14 protein-coding genes are annotated in these 18900 nt (G+C 59.7%); 3 read left to right on the top strand and 11 right to left on the bottom strand.

Annotation, left to right across the window (positions count from 1 at the left end; all coding sequences use genetic code 11):
- Positions 1-12: 12 nt before the first annotated feature.
- On the bottom strand, positions 13-2466 hold the full coding sequence (locus tag VGL38_00115) for a chemotaxis protein CheA (GenBank protein HEY3293819.1): 2454 nt from the start codon (positions 2464-2466) through the stop codon (positions 13-15).
- Positions 2467-2799: 333 nt separating this feature from the next.
- Here VGL38_00115 and VGL38_00110 point away from each other — a divergent pair, with 333 nt between their 5' ends.
- From VGL38_00110 to VGL38_00100, 3 genes are read left to right on the top strand one after another with little or no spacing between them, the layout of a single operon-like run.
- Positions 2800-3783, top strand: a complete 984-nt coding sequence (locus tag VGL38_00110) for a glycosyltransferase family 2 protein (GenBank protein ID HEY3293818.1) — start codon at positions 2800-2802, stop codon at positions 3781-3783.
- Positions 3780-4964 carry a glycosyltransferase family 4 protein gene (locus VGL38_00105; protein ID HEY3293817.1) on the top strand — a complete coding sequence of 395 codons (1185 nt, stop codon included), beginning with the start codon at positions 3780-3782 and terminating at the stop codon, positions 4962-4964. The genes VGL38_00110 and VGL38_00105 overlap by 4 nt, the downstream gene beginning before the upstream one ends.
- Positions 4965-5012: 48 nt before the next feature.
- Positions 5013-5423, top strand: coding sequence for a thioesterase family protein (locus VGL38_00100; GenBank protein ID HEY3293816.1), 411 nt, complete (start codon positions 5013-5015; stop codon positions 5421-5423).
- A gap of 36 nt (positions 5424-5459) precedes the next feature.
- On the opposite strand, the gene VGL38_00095 is transcribed toward VGL38_00100, so the two are convergent.
- From VGL38_00095 to VGL38_00050, 10 genes are all read right to left on the bottom strand, one after another.
- The gene (locus VGL38_00095) at positions 5460-6863 is read right to left on the bottom strand and encodes a class I adenylate-forming enzyme family protein (protein HEY3293815.1); all 1404 of its coding nucleotides are present in this window, start codon (positions 6861-6863) and stop codon (positions 5460-5462) included.
- A 263-nt stretch (positions 6864-7126) separates the two neighbouring features.
- Entirely contained in the window at positions 7127-8581 is a 1455-nt protein-coding gene (menE, locus tag VGL38_00090) for an o-succinylbenzoate--CoA ligase (GenBank protein ID HEY3293814.1), read from the bottom strand.
- Positions 8574-9626: an o-succinylbenzoate synthase gene (gene menC / locus VGL38_00085; protein ID HEY3293813.1), complete on the bottom strand. Its 1053-nt coding sequence runs from the start codon at positions 9624-9626 to the stop codon at positions 8574-8576. The genes menE and menC overlap by 8 nt, the downstream gene beginning before the upstream one ends.
- Positions 9623-10501: a 1,4-dihydroxy-2-naphthoate polyprenyltransferase gene (locus VGL38_00080; protein ID HEY3293812.1), complete on the bottom strand. Its 879-nt coding sequence runs from the start codon at positions 10499-10501 to the stop codon at positions 9623-9625. Before VGL38_00080 ends, menC begins: the two co-directional genes overlap by 4 nt.
- A 38-nt stretch (positions 10502-10539) precedes the next feature.
- Entirely contained in the window at positions 10540-12285 is a 1746-nt protein-coding gene (locus VGL38_00075; GenBank protein HEY3293811.1) for a pentapeptide repeat-containing protein, read from the bottom strand.
- A gap of 49 nt (positions 12286-12334) precedes the next feature.
- A complete protein-coding gene (locus tag VGL38_00070) occupies positions 12335-13873 on the bottom strand; it encodes a glycosyltransferase family 39 protein (GenBank protein HEY3293810.1) in 1539 nt (512 codons plus the stop codon).
- A gap of 6 nt (positions 13874-13879) precedes the next feature.
- Positions 13880-14701, bottom strand: a complete 822-nt coding sequence (gene menB, locus VGL38_00065) for a 1,4-dihydroxy-2-naphthoyl-CoA synthase (protein ID HEY3293809.1) — start codon at positions 14699-14701, stop codon at positions 13880-13882.
- 13 nt (positions 14702-14714) lie between these two features.
- A complete protein-coding gene (gene menH, locus VGL38_00060) occupies positions 14715-15548 on the bottom strand; it encodes a 2-succinyl-6-hydroxy-2,4-cyclohexadiene-1-carboxylate synthase (GenBank protein ID HEY3293808.1) in 834 nt (277 codons plus the stop codon).
- Positions 15545-17281: a 2-succinyl-5-enolpyruvyl-6-hydroxy-3-cyclohexene-1-carboxylic-acid synthase gene (gene menD / locus VGL38_00055; protein HEY3293807.1), complete on the bottom strand. Its 1737-nt coding sequence runs from the start codon at positions 17279-17281 to the stop codon at positions 15545-15547. The genes menH and menD overlap by 4 nt, the downstream gene beginning before the upstream one ends.
- Positions 17278-18522 (bottom strand): isochorismate synthase, encoded by a 1245-nt coding sequence (locus tag VGL38_00050; GenBank protein ID HEY3293806.1) that lies wholly within the window; start codon positions 18520-18522, stop codon positions 17278-17280. The genes menD and VGL38_00050 overlap by 4 nt, the downstream gene beginning before the upstream one ends.
- Between the last annotated feature and the right edge of the window lie 378 nt (positions 18523-18900).

Genomic DNA, 18900 nt, shown 5'->3' with positions numbered 1-18900 from the left:
TTCGGGCTCCGGTTAGAGTACGCGGTTGGCGCCGCTGCTGAGGCGCATCAGGCCGTCCACATCCAGAATCAGGCTGATACGGCCATCGCCCAGAATGGCGCCGCCGCTGACGCCGGCAACATTGCCGAACGTCGAGCCCAGGCTTTTGATCACGACCTGCTGCTGACCGAGCAGCTCGTCCACCATCAGTGCAAGCCGGCGGCCCTTGTGTTCGATGACCACGAGAATACTCTCGGTCAGTTCACGGCCCGCATCGGCGATGTGGAACGCCCGCTCAAGGCGGCAGACAGGAATCAGGTCGCCGCGCAGCAGGACCAGTTCGGTCTGTCCCTGCACCGTGCTGAGGTCTTCGGGCCGCGGGCGGAAGGTCTCCGTAATCGAGATGATCGGCAGAATGAAGCGCTCACTGCCCGCGCGGATCACCATGCCGTCGATGATAGCCAGCGTCAGCGGCAAGCGTACGCTGAAGACACTGCCTTCTCCCGGCTTGGAGGAGATCTCCACCGTGCCGCGCAGCGCTTCCACGTTGGTGCGTACCACGTCCATGCCCACGCCGCGACCGGATACGTCGGTGATCTTGTCCGCTGTGGAAAAGCCGGGCATGAAGATCAGATTGTGAATTTCCGAGTCTGAGAGCTGGGCATTGGGTTCCACGATGCCGCGCTCGATAGCCTTGGCCAGAATCTTCTGCTTGTTCAAGCCGCGGCCATCATCGGTGAGGGTGATCAGCACCGATCCGCCTTCATGGGCGGCGCGCAGCCGGATGATTCCCTGGCGCGGCTTGCCGGCTTTGACGCGGTCGTCCGGGGTCTCGAGGCCATGATCGGCGGCATTGCGCACCATATGAACCAGCGGGTCGGCAATCGCCTCCACCATGTTGCGGTCCAGTTCGGTGTCTTCGCCTTCGGTCTCGAAGAGAATTTCCTTGTTGGCCTTGCGGGCCAGGTCTCGCACGAGGCGTGCCATCTTCTGGAAGGTGGCCTTGACCGAGACCATGCGCATGGAGAGCGCCAGTTCCTGCAGCGAGCGTGTGATTTTGTTGAGCTGCGAGACATTGCGGATGAGCCGCTGGTCCGTACCGTTTTGTATGACGGGATCCTGACTGACCATCGATTGGGCGATCACCAGCTCGCCGACCATATTGATCATATTGTCGAGCCGTCCGGTGCTCACCTTCACCGAGCCATCGCTCTCCGCCTGTCCGGTGCGTTTTCCGCGCGCGCCATCGGCGGCTTTGCTTTCCACCGCTTCGCCCGAGGTCTCCGCCGAACCCGAGGCCGCATCTGAGGCTTGCGCCGCGGGAGCGCGTTCGATCACCGCCGCGGCGGGGACGGCCGCCGAAGCGGGAGCCGTGCCGACGTGCTCCAGTCGCTTAAGCAGATCCGCATAGAGCGGAGGCAAGGGCAGACGGCCACTCTCGATGGCCCCTTGGGTGCCGCGCAAAATGCCCTTGAGCATATCGAGGGCTTCAAAGGCCAGATCGGTATAGACACCCTGCATCACCAGTGTGCCCTTGCGGAGCCGGTCGAAGAAGGTCTCGGCCTTATGGGCCAGTTCCGTTACGCAGCCGAGACCGACAAAACCCGAGGTGCCCTTGACGGTATGGAACGCGCGGAACACGACGTTCACCGCTTCCTTATCCGACGGATCAGCCTCGAGCGTCATCAGCGCCTGTTCGGCCTGCTGGAAATGTTCTTCGGACTCGTTGCAGAATTCGTGGAGCAGATCCATATCAATTTCGGCAGGCATCTCAAAGACCTGTCCGACGGCTGCCGCTACCGGCGCCGGTATATCCACCGTGGCGGTCGCCGGAGCGGCCGCGGGCCGAAATTTGGCCAGAATGGTTTCGGCATTGATGCCAGCGTCAGCGGCGCTGCGCCGGGCTCCAAAATAGATTTTGATCTGATCGGCGAGAAAGAGCAGATTCTCACCGAGAGGTTTGGGCTCAAGGGATGTGGATTCCAGTTCGTCTTCCACCGCGTGCAGCATCGTGGCCAAATCATGCAGCAGCAGAACGCTGGCTTCGCCTTTCCAGGTATGGATCTGCCGTTTTACGGCAGAGAGCCCGTCGGTATCGCCGTTTTCATAGGCGAGGCAATGGGCTTCAAATTCGGCCAGCACGGAATCCTGCTTGCCGAGGAAATCGGCTACCAGGGACTCATCCGCGACCGGTGGAGCTTCGGGCACAGGAGCGGCCTCCGCAGGCACGGTGACCGCAGGAGCCGTTTCAGCCAGGATCATCTGGTCCAGCAGACGATTCAACGTCTTCAGACAGCTATCCGGGTCCTTGGACTGCATCAGACTCTGCACGGTGGCGATGGCCTGCCAGGCAAGGTCGCGCACCGGCTCAACAAACTCTTCCGACTGAGCGACGCCGCGCAGCATCTTTTCGAGATGTACGCGTCCCGTGCTGTCCTCCGGGGACAACAAGACAACTTCAGCCGCGATCTGTTCCAGGGTCGGCAATGTACTCTCCATTCATGCAGCAGTTTCTATAGCAGCATCCCGAAGGTAGGGCTCCGCCGGGTTCGGCATCCAAGAAAGAGCAACTACCTTGCCTGAAGAGGTTGGCATTTGACGACGCTCACTCCCCAAAGGCTGAAACGCTGAGAATCTGAAACGCTGAAACAAGACGACCCTTGCTAAGCGGGATGCGCCCATCGCATCCTTTTGCATAATTCGCCCCAAACCTGAGGATGAGGCGGCATGCCTCAGGTCTTTGGTCTCATGTCTCTGGTCTCATCCTTCATCCTTCCGCCTTCATCCTTTGTTCAGCTCGCTTGCATAACCTGAAAGAAATTGCTACTTTGCTCAAACGGGCCGGATCGGATCACGTCGCTGCAAAGGGAATCGGTGGACCTCTCGATCATCATCGTTAACTACAATGGAAAAAAGGACTTGCTGCGCTGTCTCGGATCTTTGGAGGCGGTGCGGGCAGAGCGGCCATTTGAGGTGATCGTGGTCGATAACGGGTCCACCGATGGCAGTCTGGAAGACGGACAGGCGCGGTTCGGCTGGGTGCGGTTTCTCAGTGCGGGGGGCAATCTGGGGTTTGCCCGAGGGTGCAACCTCGGTTTAGAGCAGGCCAAGGGCCGTCATGCCATGTTGCTGAATCCTGACACGGAAGTTTTGTCCGGCTCTCTTTGCCGCCTGGTGGACACTCTTGAGCAGCATCCAACTTGGGGCGTGGTGGGTCCGACGATGGTCGATCCATTCGATCAGCCTTATCTGGCGGCACGGCGATTTCCCACTCCCTATTATCTCTTTTGCGAGTGCACGCGACTGGCCTATCTGTTTCCGCACACGCGGCAATTCGCGGGCTATTTCTACGGAGATGTCGACCCGGCCACGCTCGATGCGGTGGATCAGGTGGAAGGCAGCGCACTGCTGATCAGCCGCGACGCATGGCAAGCCGTTGGCAATCTGGATCCGCGTTTCTTTCTGTTCTTTGAAGAAGTGGACTGGTGCAAGCGGGTCCGGAATGCGAGCTTCGAAATTCATCTGGTAAAGGACGCAAAAATCCGCCATCATCGCGCCACCACGATGAGCCGCTTCTATGTCAAGGCGCGGGAAGCCAATGCGCGCAGCGCCATGCAGTATTTCGAAAAGCACAACGGCGCGGCAGGGCTTAAGAGTGTGCGGCGCTGGATGAGAATGGCACTGACCATCCGCATCATTGCGGCAACGGTAGCCGGCTGGCTGGGAAAGGGAGAACTGGCAAGGCTGCGTGTGGAAGGGGCGCGGGCCGAGCGGCGGGTCTATCGTAATGGGATGTCCGCATGAGCCTGAAACTGCTGCATCTCTTAACGTCGCCGCATCTCGGCGGCGCCGAACAGGTCTGTCTGTCTCTGGCTGCCGAGCAGCAGCGCCGCGGGCATGATGTGCGCTTGCTGGTACTGATGCCGGGCAAAGTTCAGCAGACCGCCGCGCGTATGGGCCTTCCGGTGATCTCTCCCGAGTTGCCCGATGGCGCCGTGATCGGCAAGCATCAATTCCGCGCGCGCGCCGCGGAGAGTCTGCGCCGTGCGGCCAAAGAGTTCACGCCCAATCTGGTACATTCTCATGTGCCGCTGGGTAATCTGCTCTGCAGCCGCGTGCTGCCGCCCATCAAGCTGCCGTGGGTCACCACCGCGCACGGATCCTATAAACAGTTTGCCTATGCGCCGGTGACGGTTGCCAAGCCCTATCTGAAACCGTATCTGTTGCTGCGTCATGCCTTCGGCGATTGGGTGACGCTGCGCAGCGCGGCGCGGGTGGTGACGGTCTCGGAGTACGCGCGGCAGGAATTGCTGAGCATCGGCCTTCCCGCCGCCAAGATCCGCACGGTGTTGAATGGGCTTCCCCGTCCGGCTAACATTATGGACCGGTCGGCAGCCCGCGCCACACTTGGAGTCGCCGCAGATGCAATGCTGGTGGGTGCACTGGGCTATTTTGCTCCGGTCAAGGGCTTTGACATTCTCGTCCGGGCTTTTGCAGTGTTACAGGATAACTATCCGGCATTGCAGTTATGGATCGCCGGCGGTGATGTGCTGGGAGATACCTCGGTGCGGCGCAGCCTGCAAGCGTTGATCACCGCGCTATGTCCCGGCGGCAGAGTGAGACTGCTCGATACACTGGATCCCAAAGCGGGCTTTCTGTCGGCACTGGATCTGTTCGTAATTTCCTCGCGCACGGAAGGCTTGCCGCTCAGTCTTGTCGAAGCCATGCAGCACGGCAAAGCTTCGGTGGTCAGTTCGGCGGGTGGGTCAGCCGAAGCGGCGCGACCCGGTCTGGAAGGATTGGTCTTCGAATCGGAAGATCCGCAGAGTCTGGCCGCGCAGATCGACGTCCTGCTGCGAGATCCGGCGCTGCGGGAGTCGCTGGGCCGTGCCGCACAGGCGCGCGCCTTCGAGTATCTGACTCTAAAACGGTGCGCCGCAGACTACGACGCGGTGTACACCGAGGTTTGTAGTTCATCTATATAGAAACAGGCCGCGCATGAACGCGGCCTGCGTAAAAGGTAGTAGTCTCCTATGCCCAAAATCTTCCGTTTACCCTATACCATCGCCCTCTATGATACGGACGCGGCGCAGATTATTTTCTACGCCAATCTTTTCCGCATCTGCCAGCATGCTCTCGAAGGATTCCTGGCGGACATCGGCTTCGGATTGCCCGTGCTGTTTGGCCGCCGCACCATGGGATTGCCGGTGGTGCATGCCGAAGGCGACTTCGAGCAGATGCTCACGGTGGGCATGAAGGTGGAAATCCGCGCGCACGTGGCGCAGATCGGCAGCTCCTCGTACCGCATGGCCTATGAACTTTGGTCGGAAGATGGCCGTCGCATGGCCACCGCCGCCACCGTGCAGGTCTGCGTCGACCCCAAGACCGGCGCCTCCATGCCCCTGCCGGATGATTTCCGTCAGGCGCTGACGAAATATGCGTAATATCTTGCTCCGCGCGCCCCGGCACCACTGCCGTTTTCAGCCCTTCAGCAGCTTCCGAATCGCCGCCAAATCCGGTTTGCCGCCAGACAAGAGCGGCAGGGCATCGGCGAAGATGATCTTCTTGGGGAATTTGTAGCGCGCCAGTTTGCCCTCCAGAAACTGGAACAGGTGCGTCTTCTCCATGGGACGTCCCGGCGTCAAGACCACCAGCGCCGCTGGAACCTGCCCCCACTCCTTGTCCTCCATAGACACCACAATCACCCGCTGCACCCGGGGATGGCGTTCGAGAAGCGTCTGGATCTCGACCGTGCACACACTGTTTTCACCCGATCCTGCCGCATCGTCCTGATGCGGCTCCGGATGCAGATAACCGTGTCCATCGAGATATCCGTAGTCTTCCGTCTGCACCCAGCCTGCCCGCTGTCCTTCGCCGCTTGCATCCAGCCCCCGCACCAGAATCCGGCCCCGTTCTCCCCGCCGCACATCTTTTCCGTCCGACCCGATAATGCGCACTCCCATGCCCGGCAACACGGGCCCGGCGCTCAGGTGTTCTTCCGCCGTGCATCCCGGACGTGAACAGCTCACCATGGAGCCCGCCTCGGCCACACCGTACACCATGCACGCCTGCGGGCAGCGCAGCAGTTGCAGTTCCGGCACAATGCCGCTGATGAAAATGGCGCGCAGATTTCCCAAATAAGGATGAGTCCCGTGCCGCCGCAGCATCTTGTCGAACATATCCGGCGTCGCCGACACGATGGAGACCCGGCCGGTATCGATCAGCCGGTTGATCTCATCGGGATCCCGCGCGGTGCACATCCGCAGGGAGGCTCCCGACACCAGGCAGCGGAAGGGAATCACCAGCCCCGCCACACAATGCAGAGGCACGGACATCAGCCATGCGTCTTCCGCCGTCACATTCAAGTGGGAGCAGACAACCTGCGCGTGACGGATCAGCGAGGGAAGGGCGAAGGTAATCATCCGCGTGCTGCGGTCGCAGCGCGACCCGCACAACATCACCGCCGCATCCGCGCCGTCAGCCACCGGTGGCCCGGAATCCTGCCCCCCGCAGGTCTTGGACCGGAGATAGGGGCTAAGAGGGTAAATCTTCGTATTACCCAGCGCCGCGCTGTAGGCAATAGGGAAATCCCGCGACACCAGCAACCCCGCGATCTTTGCCGAGTGGACGATGTCGGTCAGTTCATGACTGCCGAGCCGCGGATCCAGCGGCACCGCTGTGTGACCGGCACGTAAGATGGCCAGAAAGGCCGCCAGATAGCCCTCCGTGCATTCGCCCCAGAGACCGATCCGCGCATGATGCCCGGAAAACCGCTCGCTGAGAAACGCCGCTGTGCGCAGGATTTGATCGCGGAATTCACCGTGCGGCAGCAGGTGGTCCCAATTAAAGGGCCGGGATTTCGGTCCTCGAATGGTGGATGTCAACCAACTTAAAGCACTCATCTGCGTCAAATACCCCAAGGCTTTCGTGCGTGAACGGTTAAGCCCTTGTTTGCTCGATCATGCCGGTTGTCATGCTGAGCTTTTGATTACAGATGATGCAAACACTCTGCCAGACTCTAAGGAATATACTTGCCCGTCTACAACGGCGTGAGCGACGTGGCCGACCAACCCATATTTCTGTACAGGCGTACCAACAAAAAGGCGGTCCCATGAGGCCGCCCTTCGCACTCAGCACGCTGCCGCTTTCAGCCCTTCAACATCTTTCGAATGGCCGCCAGATCCGGTTTTCCGGTGGACAGAAGCGGCAAGGCGTCGGCGAAGAGGATCTTCTTGGGAAACTTGTAGCGGGCAAGATGGCCTTCAAGGAACATGTAGATGTGGGTCTTTTCCAAGGGACGGCCCGGCTTGAGCACGATCAGTGCGGCGGGTGTCTGTCCCCATTCGGGATGATCCACCGGCAAGACAATCGCGGCCTCCACACGCGGATGCTTTTTGAGTGCCGCTTCGATCTCCGCCGGATAAATATTCTCCCCGCCGGAGAGCACAATGTCCCCGCGTCGCGCTTCAACCTTCAGCAGTCCGCTCTCGTCCAGGCGGCCAATGTCTCCCGTGTGAATCCAGCCTGAGCGGAAGGTGCGCGCACTGGCTTCCGAATTTCCCAGATAGCCGGCGGCCATGCCCGGTCCCCGCACCAGAATCTGTCCCGCCTCGCCCTTCCGGATGTCCTTCCCCTTTTCATCGACAATCTTAATCTCGGTATCCGGCAGGGCCGGTCCGGCGGTGCGCCGCTCTTTGTCGCCGCATCCCGGCCGCGCGCAGCTCACCATCGAGCCTGCTTCGGTAAGACCGTACGTCGCATAGGCGCGGTCGCAGCGAGCCAGCAGCGCATCGGCCACGGGGCCGCCGCCGACCAGCAGGCCGCGCAATGTCTTGGGATACGGATCGGAGCCGCGTTTGTTCAGCATCCGTTCGAGGGCCGTCGGCACCACGGAGATCAGTGTCACATTTTCCGCGGTGATCAAATGGTGGAGATCATCCGGATCACTGCTCTGACTGAGAATCAACGAGGCTCCCGAGACCATGCAGCGGAAAGGAATCGCCAGGCCGCCGACGTGGTAGAGCGGCAGACACGCCACCCAGGAATCGCGCCAGGTGACATTCAGATGGCTGCACACCGCGCGGGCGTGAGAGAACAGGCTGCGCAGCGTGAACGGTACGATCTTGGGCTTGCCCGAACTGCCCGAGGAACAGAGCAGCACGGCCACGTCTTTCTCGCCGAGTTCGCGCATGCGAGGAGGCTTGGCATTGGGACCGAGCGGCGCAAGCTTCTGAGCGAGGGCGAACATGGACAGGCCATTGAACACCTCGCGGTGCGACTGCGGAAAATCGCGCGAGGCCAGCACACCGCTGAGCCCGGCGGCTTCCGCAAGATCCTGCAATTCCCGTGCGGACAGGCGTGTGTTGAGCGGCACCGCCACATGTCCGGCGCGGAGCACGGCAAACAGGGCGATCACATAGTCGAGACTGTTCTCGCCCCACAGGCCGATCCGCGCATTCCGTTCGGGGAAACGCTCCGCCAGCATCTGCGCGAGGCGCAACGTCTTGCCGTTGAACTCCTCATCGGGCATCGAGCCGTTGAGGTCGGACAAATGCGAGTGCGTGCCTTCGGTCTGTTTGCTGAACCAGTCCTGTTTACTCATCGCTTTCCTGTAATCCGAGTCCGGCCGCCATGCCGGGAATCACTGCATATTGCAGAGCCGAAAGATCCGGCAACGCAATCTTACCCTTTACCGGACAAAACGGTGTGCGCAGCATATCCGTTTCGAACATCTCTGCCGTGCCGATGCCGTGCGCCAATCCCTCCGTGCCGCAACGCGCCGCCAGATGCGCAACGTAGGAAAGGCCCACGCTCGATTCCAGCAGGCTGCTGATCACCACTGCCATCCCCGCCGCTTTTGCCTTGTCCGCGAGCTGTTCAAGTTTACGGATGGAGCCGATCACCGACGGCTTCAGCACCAGCACATCACACAGGCGGCGCTCAATCAGCGCTTCGATATCCTCCACCGAATCCGCCATCCGGTCGCAGGCTACGGGAACCTCACAGTTACGTCGAAAAACCGACAGCGCCTCCGTATCAGGATCTTTCAGCGGATCCTCAATGTATTGCAGCTCGCAGGCGGTTACGCCGTGCGCAAATTGCCGCGCCTCATCGAAGGACCACGCGCCATTGGCGTCGGCCCTTAGCGCAAGCTTGGGAAATGCCGAGCGCAGCACGCGGAAGATTTCGATGTCCTGCCGCACGGTCCGCATTCCCACCTTCACCTTCAGCGTTTCGTAGCCTGCTTCCACCGCCTTCTGCCCCGCCACCCAGGCCTCCCGCACCGTTCCCCCGCCGATCAATGCATTGACGGGAATTTCTCTTGCCCCTTCAGATGGCTGACCTTCCAGCGCCAGCAGGGCGCATTGCAGTCCGAAGCGCGTGGCCGGAAACCCGTCAAGGCAATCCAGCTCCAGATCCAGCTTTTCGTTTTTCGTTTTTCGCTTTTCTTCAAGCTTCTGCCCGGCTTCCTCAACCGTTTCCGTCCCGAAGTCCGGCAACGGTGCGACGTCGCCGATGCCCACGGCGTTGCCGACTCGCAACGCAACCAGAAATCCGCACCGCAGCGTGATGACGCCGCGCGCGGTGTGCAGGGGGTTCCGAAAAGCCAGTTCGTAGGGTGCGAAAGCTAAGGGATGTGACGTCACAGGATAAGACCGATGGCAAGAAGAGCGCCGAATGCAAGCTGCACCAAGGCCGTTCCCGCCAGTGCGCGGATCATGCCCGGCCCGTCGGTGCGCGATAACGCACGTTTCACGGGTGGCACTATCAGCGGCAGCGAAAGCAGGGGCAGCAGTGCCGGCGACTTCAGGTGTGAAAACGCAAACAATGCAAGAATGATGGCATACGGCAGCAGGAGGAGCAAAGCGTATTCCACCCGGCCAAAGGTTCTGCCGAAACGCGCCGCGAGGGTCCGTTTGCCTGCCACGCGGTCGGTGTCCACATCCCGCAGATTGTTGACGGCCAGCAACGCCGATGCATGCAGCCCCGGAATGGTGGCAATCGCCGGCACTAAGGGGTCCCACTGCAGCGTGAGCACATAGGCGGTTCCCGTCACCGCCGCCAGGCCGAAAAACAGAAACACAAACAACTCGCCCAGCCCGTTGTAGCCCAAAGGATACGGTCCGCCCGTGTAGGCCCAGCCGGAGAGAATGCTGAACACGCCGATGAGCAGAATCGGCCAGCCGCCGCGCAAAATCAGTGGAATCCCGAACAGCACAGCCACAGCAAAGGCGAGCATCGCGCCCGCCTTGACCGTCGACGGCTTGATCAGCCCCGCCTGCGTGACGCGCACCGGCCCGAGGCGCTCGGCGGTATCCGCGCCCTTTTTGAAATCGGAATAGTCGTTGGCGAAATTGGTGCCGATCTGAATGCACAGCGCCGAGGCCAGTGCGCACAGCAAAATCGGCCACTGCTCCACCGCCGCCGCGTGCACATACGCCGCCCCGACAATCACCGGCACAATCGCCGCCACCAGCGTCTTCGGACGGGAGGCTAAGATCCAGTTATGAAGAGACACCATTAGTTAGGTGTGTGCTCCGAGAGTGAGTATCGACTCGGTCAGTGTTTGAAACGCCGTCGTATAGAAAACAAGAGAAGTGCAACCAATCCCGTAGTCGTTACGACTTGCAGTGCGATGAGGACATTTACCGCGAGCGAGTTCGCACGAGCAAACTCGAATCCGATCCGGTTCAGAGAGGCAATTTGTACACTTTTCTTTATGAAATCAGATAGAAGCCCTGTCTCCGCGTCTATGGCGTAGCTATTGCCCCAGTAGAAGTATGCATAAGCGAGAGTGCTCGCCACAAGCCATATGACTGGCTTTAGCAAACTGCCGCTATAAGCTGATACAGATCGGTATGTCGATAATAGTAGGTAATCCGAAATGCCTCGCCGCCCTCGACTCTTTGCAATCATTCGCCGAGCTTCAAAAATGCCACGGTCAAAGTCGTTCACTCGACGGTAGTCATGTATTTCACGGCAGTTGTCTACCAGTTCTTGATAAATAGTAATGATGCGGGGCCAATTCACCTCCTTAGGTCGGAACATCAAGGCGAAGGTCAACCGTGGGTGATTCATCAATGCGCGCGCGAAAGGCAAAATACGTACGAGCACAGTCCTTAGGCTCCTGAAGTGCTTCCGTGCACGGTACTCGTCACCAACAACTTGTCTATGCGTAACCTTCGGCCAACGGCAATACTTAAAGCGGACCATTCTACAATCTGTTCCTTGTAGTAGCACCTTAGCCATATCACAGTCAACCAAGTGCAGAGAGCAATCCGGCTGCAACATATTGTCTCGAATGTCAAGGAGCCCGCGTACACCAAAATTGGGGCTTTTGAATTGCAAAATTCCGCGTCTTACCTCTGCCGTCTGGTGCTCGGCCGGCTCCCGCTTTGCACCTTCACCAGGCCAAGTTAACCTGACGCGACTGATAATCTTGCACCGACTGAAATCACCGAGGACGGCGAAAGATGCATAACCCAAGTTTAGGCCTCTGGCGAGCTTGGTTTCAGCAAAATGCGCATGGTCTTCAAACGACACTCTAGAGAATGACACATCTTCACGAAACAGAGCGTTATCGAAGCGAACCTCGCCCTTGAACTTGGCGCTGTGGAAAGAGGCTATGTTGTGAAAGATCGTATCTTGGAACAAAGCTCTATCGGAGAATACCATACAAGACATGTCCGCAGTGTCCAAGAACTCTGATCTAGACCAAACACCGCACCCGGCCACCTTGGCCTTACAAAAGGAGGCCGGTTCAGCAAAGAAAACTTTGAGAAATGTGACCTGTCCTTTGAACGTGGCGCTTTCAAAAGAACTTTGACGAAACTTTGCTCCTTGGAAGTTGGCATTAGCTTGGAAAAATGTGCCAACGAAGCGGGTCAAGCCCTCAAACGTTGTACCAGCGAATGAGACTCCCAGCGGCATATTTGATCCGTCAAAGAGAGCGTCGCACTTGAAAGTAGCACGCTCGAAAGTCAGTCCCGCCTGAAAATGGTAACCAGAAAGATCAATCCTTCCTTCGAACACCGCACCACTAAAGTCCAAGCAAAAGATCCCCGCATGAGAGCGTCCGAGGATTTCAACAAGTGTCCTCGGGTTCGGGCAGTCGGGGAAGACGAAACCATTGAACGAACAAGGCGCATTCCAATATTGCTGGACTGAATGAACTAAGTTTCCGATCTCCTCATAGAACTCAGCTGAGTCCTTTTTCTCGGAGTGGAAAATGCATTTGTTCGTCGGATAATTGGCGTTGTCATATACGTCCCGGCCACATCCCGATGCACACTTACTAGAGGTCATTCGGCCACTCCCGTTTGCTGACCTGTATTCGAATACAATAGCCTCTTCCTCAATCGAAACTCTTATTCGCAGCCCAAATTTCCGCGAGCGAGCGGTGAATGCCGCGCCCGATGAAGACCACCAGTTTGCGTTCGGTAGGCATGGCATAATCATTGTCGCTGCCGCCGCCGACAAAGATCGAATCGAACACGTCGCGCGGATCCCGCTCCGGCTTGGCAACCACGAGGAACACCGTGTGTACGCCCACGACGGGTGGTCCCCAGAAGTAGTAGTTGTTATGGCCGCACACCGCTTCGGGCAGCCCCTGTTTGCGGCAGTAATAGTTGATGGCCCCGGCCTCGCCGTAGTTGCGCGCAAAAATCACGCAATCCTTTTTCTCTTCCGGGTCAAGCTGGTTATAAGCCCGCACGGTTGCCTGCGCAAGCTCTTCCCAGCCGAAGGAATCGGCATAGTGCTGCGGCCAGAGCGCATCCTGTTGGCCCTTCTCGCTCGCCTTCGGCTCGATCCCCAGCGTCCATTGATAGTCAATGTATGTTTCCGGATTCAAAATCCGCAATCCGAACGGCAGCAGCAGCAACCCGCCGGCCACCAGCAATCCCGCATAAGCAAGCCGCGCCCACTTCAGTCGCGGCAGCGCGAATTTACTTTCCAGCCACACCGCGCCGGAAGCAATCAGCAGCGGAAACAGCCCCGCCGCATAATAGGGCTTGCCCTTGTTGGTCATCAGAATCACCAGCACCGTCAGCGCCAGCCATCCTAAAAACCGGAAGGTCCGCAGCGGTTTGTAAAACAACAGCACGCCGAGCCCGCCCAGCCACAGCAGAATCGAAATCGGATTATTTTCCAGCGCGAATTCCATCAGAAACTGGTGCGGGGCAAACGCGGCATTCTTGAAGGCCGTGGCATTGCGGATGAACTGCAGCGTGGCAAACTCATGGGAAAACTGCCACAGCACATACGGCAGAAACAGCAGCAGAGCCATGATCCCGCCGATCCAGAACTGCCGGCGCGCGAACTGCCGGCGTAGCGGCGTCAGCGCCATCGCAACAATCAGCCCCGCGCCGAAATAGAGCAGGCTGATCTTGTTGAGCAGTCCCCACCCGGCAATAATTCCGAAAGGAATCCACAACCGGGAGTCGTTGGTCTTGGCAATGCGGATCAGAATCAGCGCCGCCGCCGCCCAGAAGACCAGATCGAAGGCATTCATCGAGTAAAATCCCGCCAGCGCGCGCAACTGCGGCGAAAAGAACGCGGCTCCGCAGGCCAGCGTACGCGCAAACAGTCCGCCACCCATCTCCTCGGTGATCTTCCACGTCAGCCACATCAGCGCCACCGCCAGCAGCGAGGGCAGCAGCCGCACGGCAAACAGCGAATCGCCGAAAATCATCCGCCAGCCGTCCAGCACAAAAATCGAAAACGGCGGCTGATCGACGTAGCCATAATCCAGATGATTGGCGCAGTCGAGATAATAAAACTCATCCCGGAACATCGGGTAGTGAGTGGCTGTAAGCAGATGAGCAAGCAGGGTAATCAGCAGGAAGGCCGCGAGCACGAAGCCGCCGCGCTGCAGCAGAGGGAGATTCTTCATAGGGAACTATGGCAGCCGTTTGAACTTCTTGAAATTGGGTTTGCGCTTCTGTTTGAAGGCGTCGCGGCCTTCGTGCGCCTCTTCAGACATATAGAACAGCAACGTCGCGTTGCCTGCCAGTTCCTGAATTCCCGCCTGGCCGTCAGTCTCGGCATTGAAGGCGGACTTCAGACAGCGCAGAGCCATGGGTGACAGTTGCAGAATCTCCTTGCACCACTGCACCGTGGTCGCTTCCAGTTCGGAGAGCGGCACCACCGTGTTGACCAGCCCCATGTCCATCGCCTGCTGCGCGTCATACTGGCGGCAGAGAAACCAGATCTCCTTGGCCCGCTTCGGCCCCACCAACCGCGCCAGATAACTTGCGCCGAACCCGCCGTCAAACGAGCCGACCTTTGGCCCGGTCTGCCCGAAACGCGCGTTGTCCGCGGCAATGGTGATGTCACAGATCACATGCAGTACGTGCCCGCCGCCGATGGCATAGCCCGCCACCATGGCAATCACCGGTTTGGGCAAACTGCGAATCTGCCGCTGCAAATCCAGCACATTCAGGCGCGGCACCAAATCCTCGCCCACATATCCGGCATCGCCACGGATTTTCTGATCGCCACCCGAACAGAAGGCCTCCGTGCCCGCGCCGGTCAGAATAATCACGCCGATTTCCGGGTCTTCATGCGCGTCATGAAATGCCTTCTGCATATCCAACACGGTCTGCGGTCGGAACGCGTTGCGCACCTCGGGCCGGTTGATGGTAATCTTGGCGATGCCTTCCCACTTCTCATAAAGAATATCGGCAAACGTTCCGGCGGATGTCCAGGGGAATGTGGTCATAGGGGATATAAGGTTAGGAGATGATGCCGACTTCAAAAAATTCGATGAGTTCCTGCGCCACCAGATCCGGCGCTTCGACGTGCGCCGCATGGCCGACGCCGTGAATCTCTGCCCGCTTGAGATGAACACCGCCTTGCGTCGACTGTTCGAAGACCGCATTGGAACGGCAGTATTTTTTGTCCAGCGCCCCGGCAATCAGCAGCACGGGGCATTTTAGTTGACTCAGCTTGGGATGCAGATCCTCCTGCGTGCCTACGCCGAAATGCTCCAGCGCAATGGCCAAGCCTTCCGGATCGTTATGCAGCCGTGACCGGTGCAGGTTTTCCTGCACCGACGGCGCGAGCGATTTCTGCGACGCGAACAGCGGCAGGTTGCCCCAGAAGTCCGCAAACCATTCGATCCCTCTGGTGCGAATCATGGCGGCCAATTCACGGTCCGCCTTGCGCCGCTCCTCGCGTTCGACTGCGTCCGCAATTCCCGGTGACGCGCCGATCAGTGCCAGCGATTTCACCATCTCGGGCGCATACAGCGCGGTGTGCAGTGCAATCCGCCCGCCCATGCTGTACCCGCACAGGCTGACCGGTTCTTCGGCGGCGGTGGAAATCAACTGCCCCAGCGCCGTGCCAAGGCGCACCAGATTCATCTCCGGTTCGGGCGGCAGCGGTGTCTTGCCGTGCCCGGGCAGGTCAATCAGCATCAGATGGAAATGCTGCTCAAGATCGACAATCAGATGCTCCCAGGCGTGCAGCGATCCGGCAAACCCGTGCGCCAGCGCGAGCACCGGCAATTGCGGATCTCCCTGCCAGGCCACGTGCCAGTCAATACTGCTGGCAGCTACATCGGTCATAAGCGGATAGCCTCCTTTCCCAGCCGTGAGACCAGTTCCGAAAAAGCGCGATGATTTGCCTCGCGCGACGTCCTGACTTCAATGACGCGTACCCCGGAATGTTTCTGTGAAAGCAGGTCTCCCGCCTGTTGCGGTCCGGCAGCCGTTTGCCACTCCAGCCCGAAGAGTCTGCCCGCGGCAGACAGATCGAGGCCATGCGGTGTGCCGTGCAGCTTCTCGAACTGCGCGGTGTTTTCATGCTTGTGTACGGGCAGGAAATGGAAAATTCCGCCGCCGTTGTTGTTCAGCAGCACAATCGAAAGGCTCGGCGCGTGGCGCACGGCCGCGATTAATCCATTCATATCGTGGATGAAGGCCAGATCTCCCGTGACCAGCAGCGTGGGTTTCCCCGACGCCGCCGCAATTCCCGCCGCATGGGAAATGGTGCCGTCGATCCCGTTTACCCCGCGCAGTCCGTACACGTGAAACGCCTTCCCGCCGAGCAGGGCATCGGCATAGCGCACAGGCATGCTGCTGGCCAGCACAATCGCCGCCTGCTCCGGCATGGCGCGCGCCGCTTCCAGCACATACAAAGCTTCGCACTCCGCTTGGGCGGCATCCTTCTCCAGCGCCGTGCCGATAAAAAAGGCCGCCTGACGGAAGGGTTCGAGAATCAGCGAGTCCCGCGAGGACTTGCTGGCCCGTGCCAGACTGTGACAGAGCGGCGCCACATCCGCCTCAATCCGCTCATTGGCGCGGAATGTGGGATCGGCGGGAAGTCCGCGCGAGTCCACCTGAATCGTATTGGCCGCCCGGTGGCGGTCCAGATAGACGTTCAGCGCCTTCGATGTGGGAAACCCGCCGAACATCAGCACCACATCCGGCGCCAGCCCTGCCAATTCCTCATCGCGCAGAAAAATATCATAGTGTGGGAAAACCGGATAGCCGTATCCCTGCAAGCCGGACAGCACGTCGGCGAACACCGGCCAGCCGAGCTGCCGGCTCAACAGATACAGCGCTTCCGCCTCTTCGCTGCTCCGCGCCGCGTCCACCCCCGCCACAATCAATCCGCACAGCGAGTCCCCCAGCACAATCGACAGCCGCCGAAGGGTCTCCGCAGAGACCACGCGCGGCACACGGGAAGAAATACGAATCTGGCCTTCCGCCTGCAACTCCGTCCATAACGCGTGGCACACCCGCTCATCCCGCAGCACCGGCGCCAGCGGTTCATCCAATGGAACATTCAGATGTACCGGACCGCGCGGAACCGTCACCGCATGGGAAAACGCATCCGCGGCAATCGACCGCACCGCGCGGCAATGGTCAAGGTCTAATCTGGCTTCGGGAAGATCGGCAAAGAACCGCGCATAACCCCCATACAAATGGGACTGATCCATCGTCTGCGGCGCGCCGCTGCCTCGCAGCGTCAGCGGCCGGTCGGCGGTCAGCACAATCAAGGGCACGGCGGACTGCGCGGCTTCAATCACTGCGGGAAAATAGTTGGCCGCGGCGGTGCCCGATGTGCAAATCAGAATCGCCGGCACACCGTCGCTTTTGGAGAGGCCCAGCGCAAAAAATGCCGCCGACCGCTCGTCGGTCAGTACATAGGTTTCAAGTTCAGGAAGCTCAGCGGCGGCAAGGGCCAGTGGGGTAGAGCGGGAGCCGGGAGAAATTACAACGCGGCGCGCGCCGCAGGCCATCCATTGCTTCAGAAGAACCGTCGCATGCAGATAATTTACGTTCGGAAGATTCACAGCTCCTCGCAGTTCAAGGCAGACAGCATCGGTTTCATTTTCAGCGCGGTTTCCCGCCACTCGGCTTTGGCATCCGACGCGGCGATAATTCCCGCGCCGGCAAACACGCGGGCGACGCGATCCTTCAACAACGCCGAGCGAATCGCCACGGCAAGCTCCGCGCGCTCCGCATCCATCCAGCCAATCGCCCCGGCATACAGCCCGCGCGGCACAGGCTCCAGTTCGGCGATAATCTCCCGCGCCTGCTCCTTCGGCATCCCACACACCGCTGGCGTCGGATGCAGCGCGTGCAGCACGTCGTCCGGCGTCACATTGTCTTTCAACTGTCCGTGGATGCGCGTGTGCAGATGTTGGAGCCCCGCCAGCTTGCGCACGTGCGGTTCCAGATCGTCACTCACTGCCACGCACAATTCCGCGAGGCCCTGCTGCAAGAACTGCGTGACGATATTCTGCTCGATGTTCTCTTTAGCCGAATGCAGCAGCTCCTGCGCCAGCCGCTCATCCTCGCGGGCGGTTTTCCCGCGCGGACGCGTTCCCGCCAGGCTCTCGGTTTCCACCATAGAACGATCCAGCCGGAATAACCGTTCCGGGGATGCGCCCAAAAATGTGGCGCCGTTCATACCGTGCGCAAAAAGGTAACAATCCGGTGTGGAACTCGCAAGCCGCTCCAGCACATACCCCGCCTGAACCGGCGCGGCACTTTCACGAATCGAATCCCGCGCCAGCACCGCCTTGGTAATAGCCCCCGCGGCAATATGCGCCTGCATGGCCCGCACGGCCTTCGTCCATTCCGCTTCCGAAAAGGCGCGTCCCCCATCCACATCCAACAGCCGTCTCGGCGGCGGCGGATTCTGCAAAGCATCCACCACATCCGCCAGCGCCTTCTCCTGGCCCCAGATACTGGCAATCCCGTCTTTCCATCGCACCAGCACCTTCGGCACCACAAACAGGCTGCTCTGAAACCCTTCCCACGGCGCAAGCAGGATCGAGCGCGGATCGAAGGCCACCATCCCGAAAGCCAGCGGCGCGCCGTGATCCGAAGCCAGAGCCTTCCGGCATTCAGTCAAACTGGAGTAGACCCCCGCCGCACCTAAGGCCAGCACCACCTCTTGCCCGGCCCGCTCCCGCCATAAAAAAGCCGGTGCATACGCCGCCGCCAGCCCATCCCAAGCCCGCCAGACCGGAGGGCAAGAGATCTGCTGCACATGCGGCAGAGAGTAGGTGTGGTTAATGACATTCATGTGTTTCAAATAAGTTTAACAATTTCTTTTCACACTTGCAACGCAGGGGTAACCCCTGCACCTGTATCGCCTGCTCGGCGTCGTAAGGATTCTCCGTGGAGACTGCGCACTCCCTCTCTTCTCCCCCTTTCCCTATTTCATGAGGAAAGCGGGCCGGGGGGATGGGGGTCTGCCCGCTCACGAACCCATTCCCGTGTAGGGGCGGGTTAAGCAGAAGAATGCCACACCTCAGAGGATGCACCACGCGCAACCCGCCCGCGCCACATCCTGCAATCGCTAACACGGGAGGGTTGCGGCATACCTTAACCCTCCCCTACACGACAATGGCAAGGGTAGAGGTCTGGGGCACCATCAAACGAGGATCGGCCTCTGCCGTAG

The organism is bacterium (genome assembly GCA_036504735.1).
In the GTDB taxonomy this organism is placed as follows: Bacteria; Electryoneota; RPQS01; order RPQS01; family RPQS01; genus DASXUQ01.
Note: the sequence above shows the minus strand (reverse complement) of the source record. Positions and strands in the feature narration are given on the sequence as shown.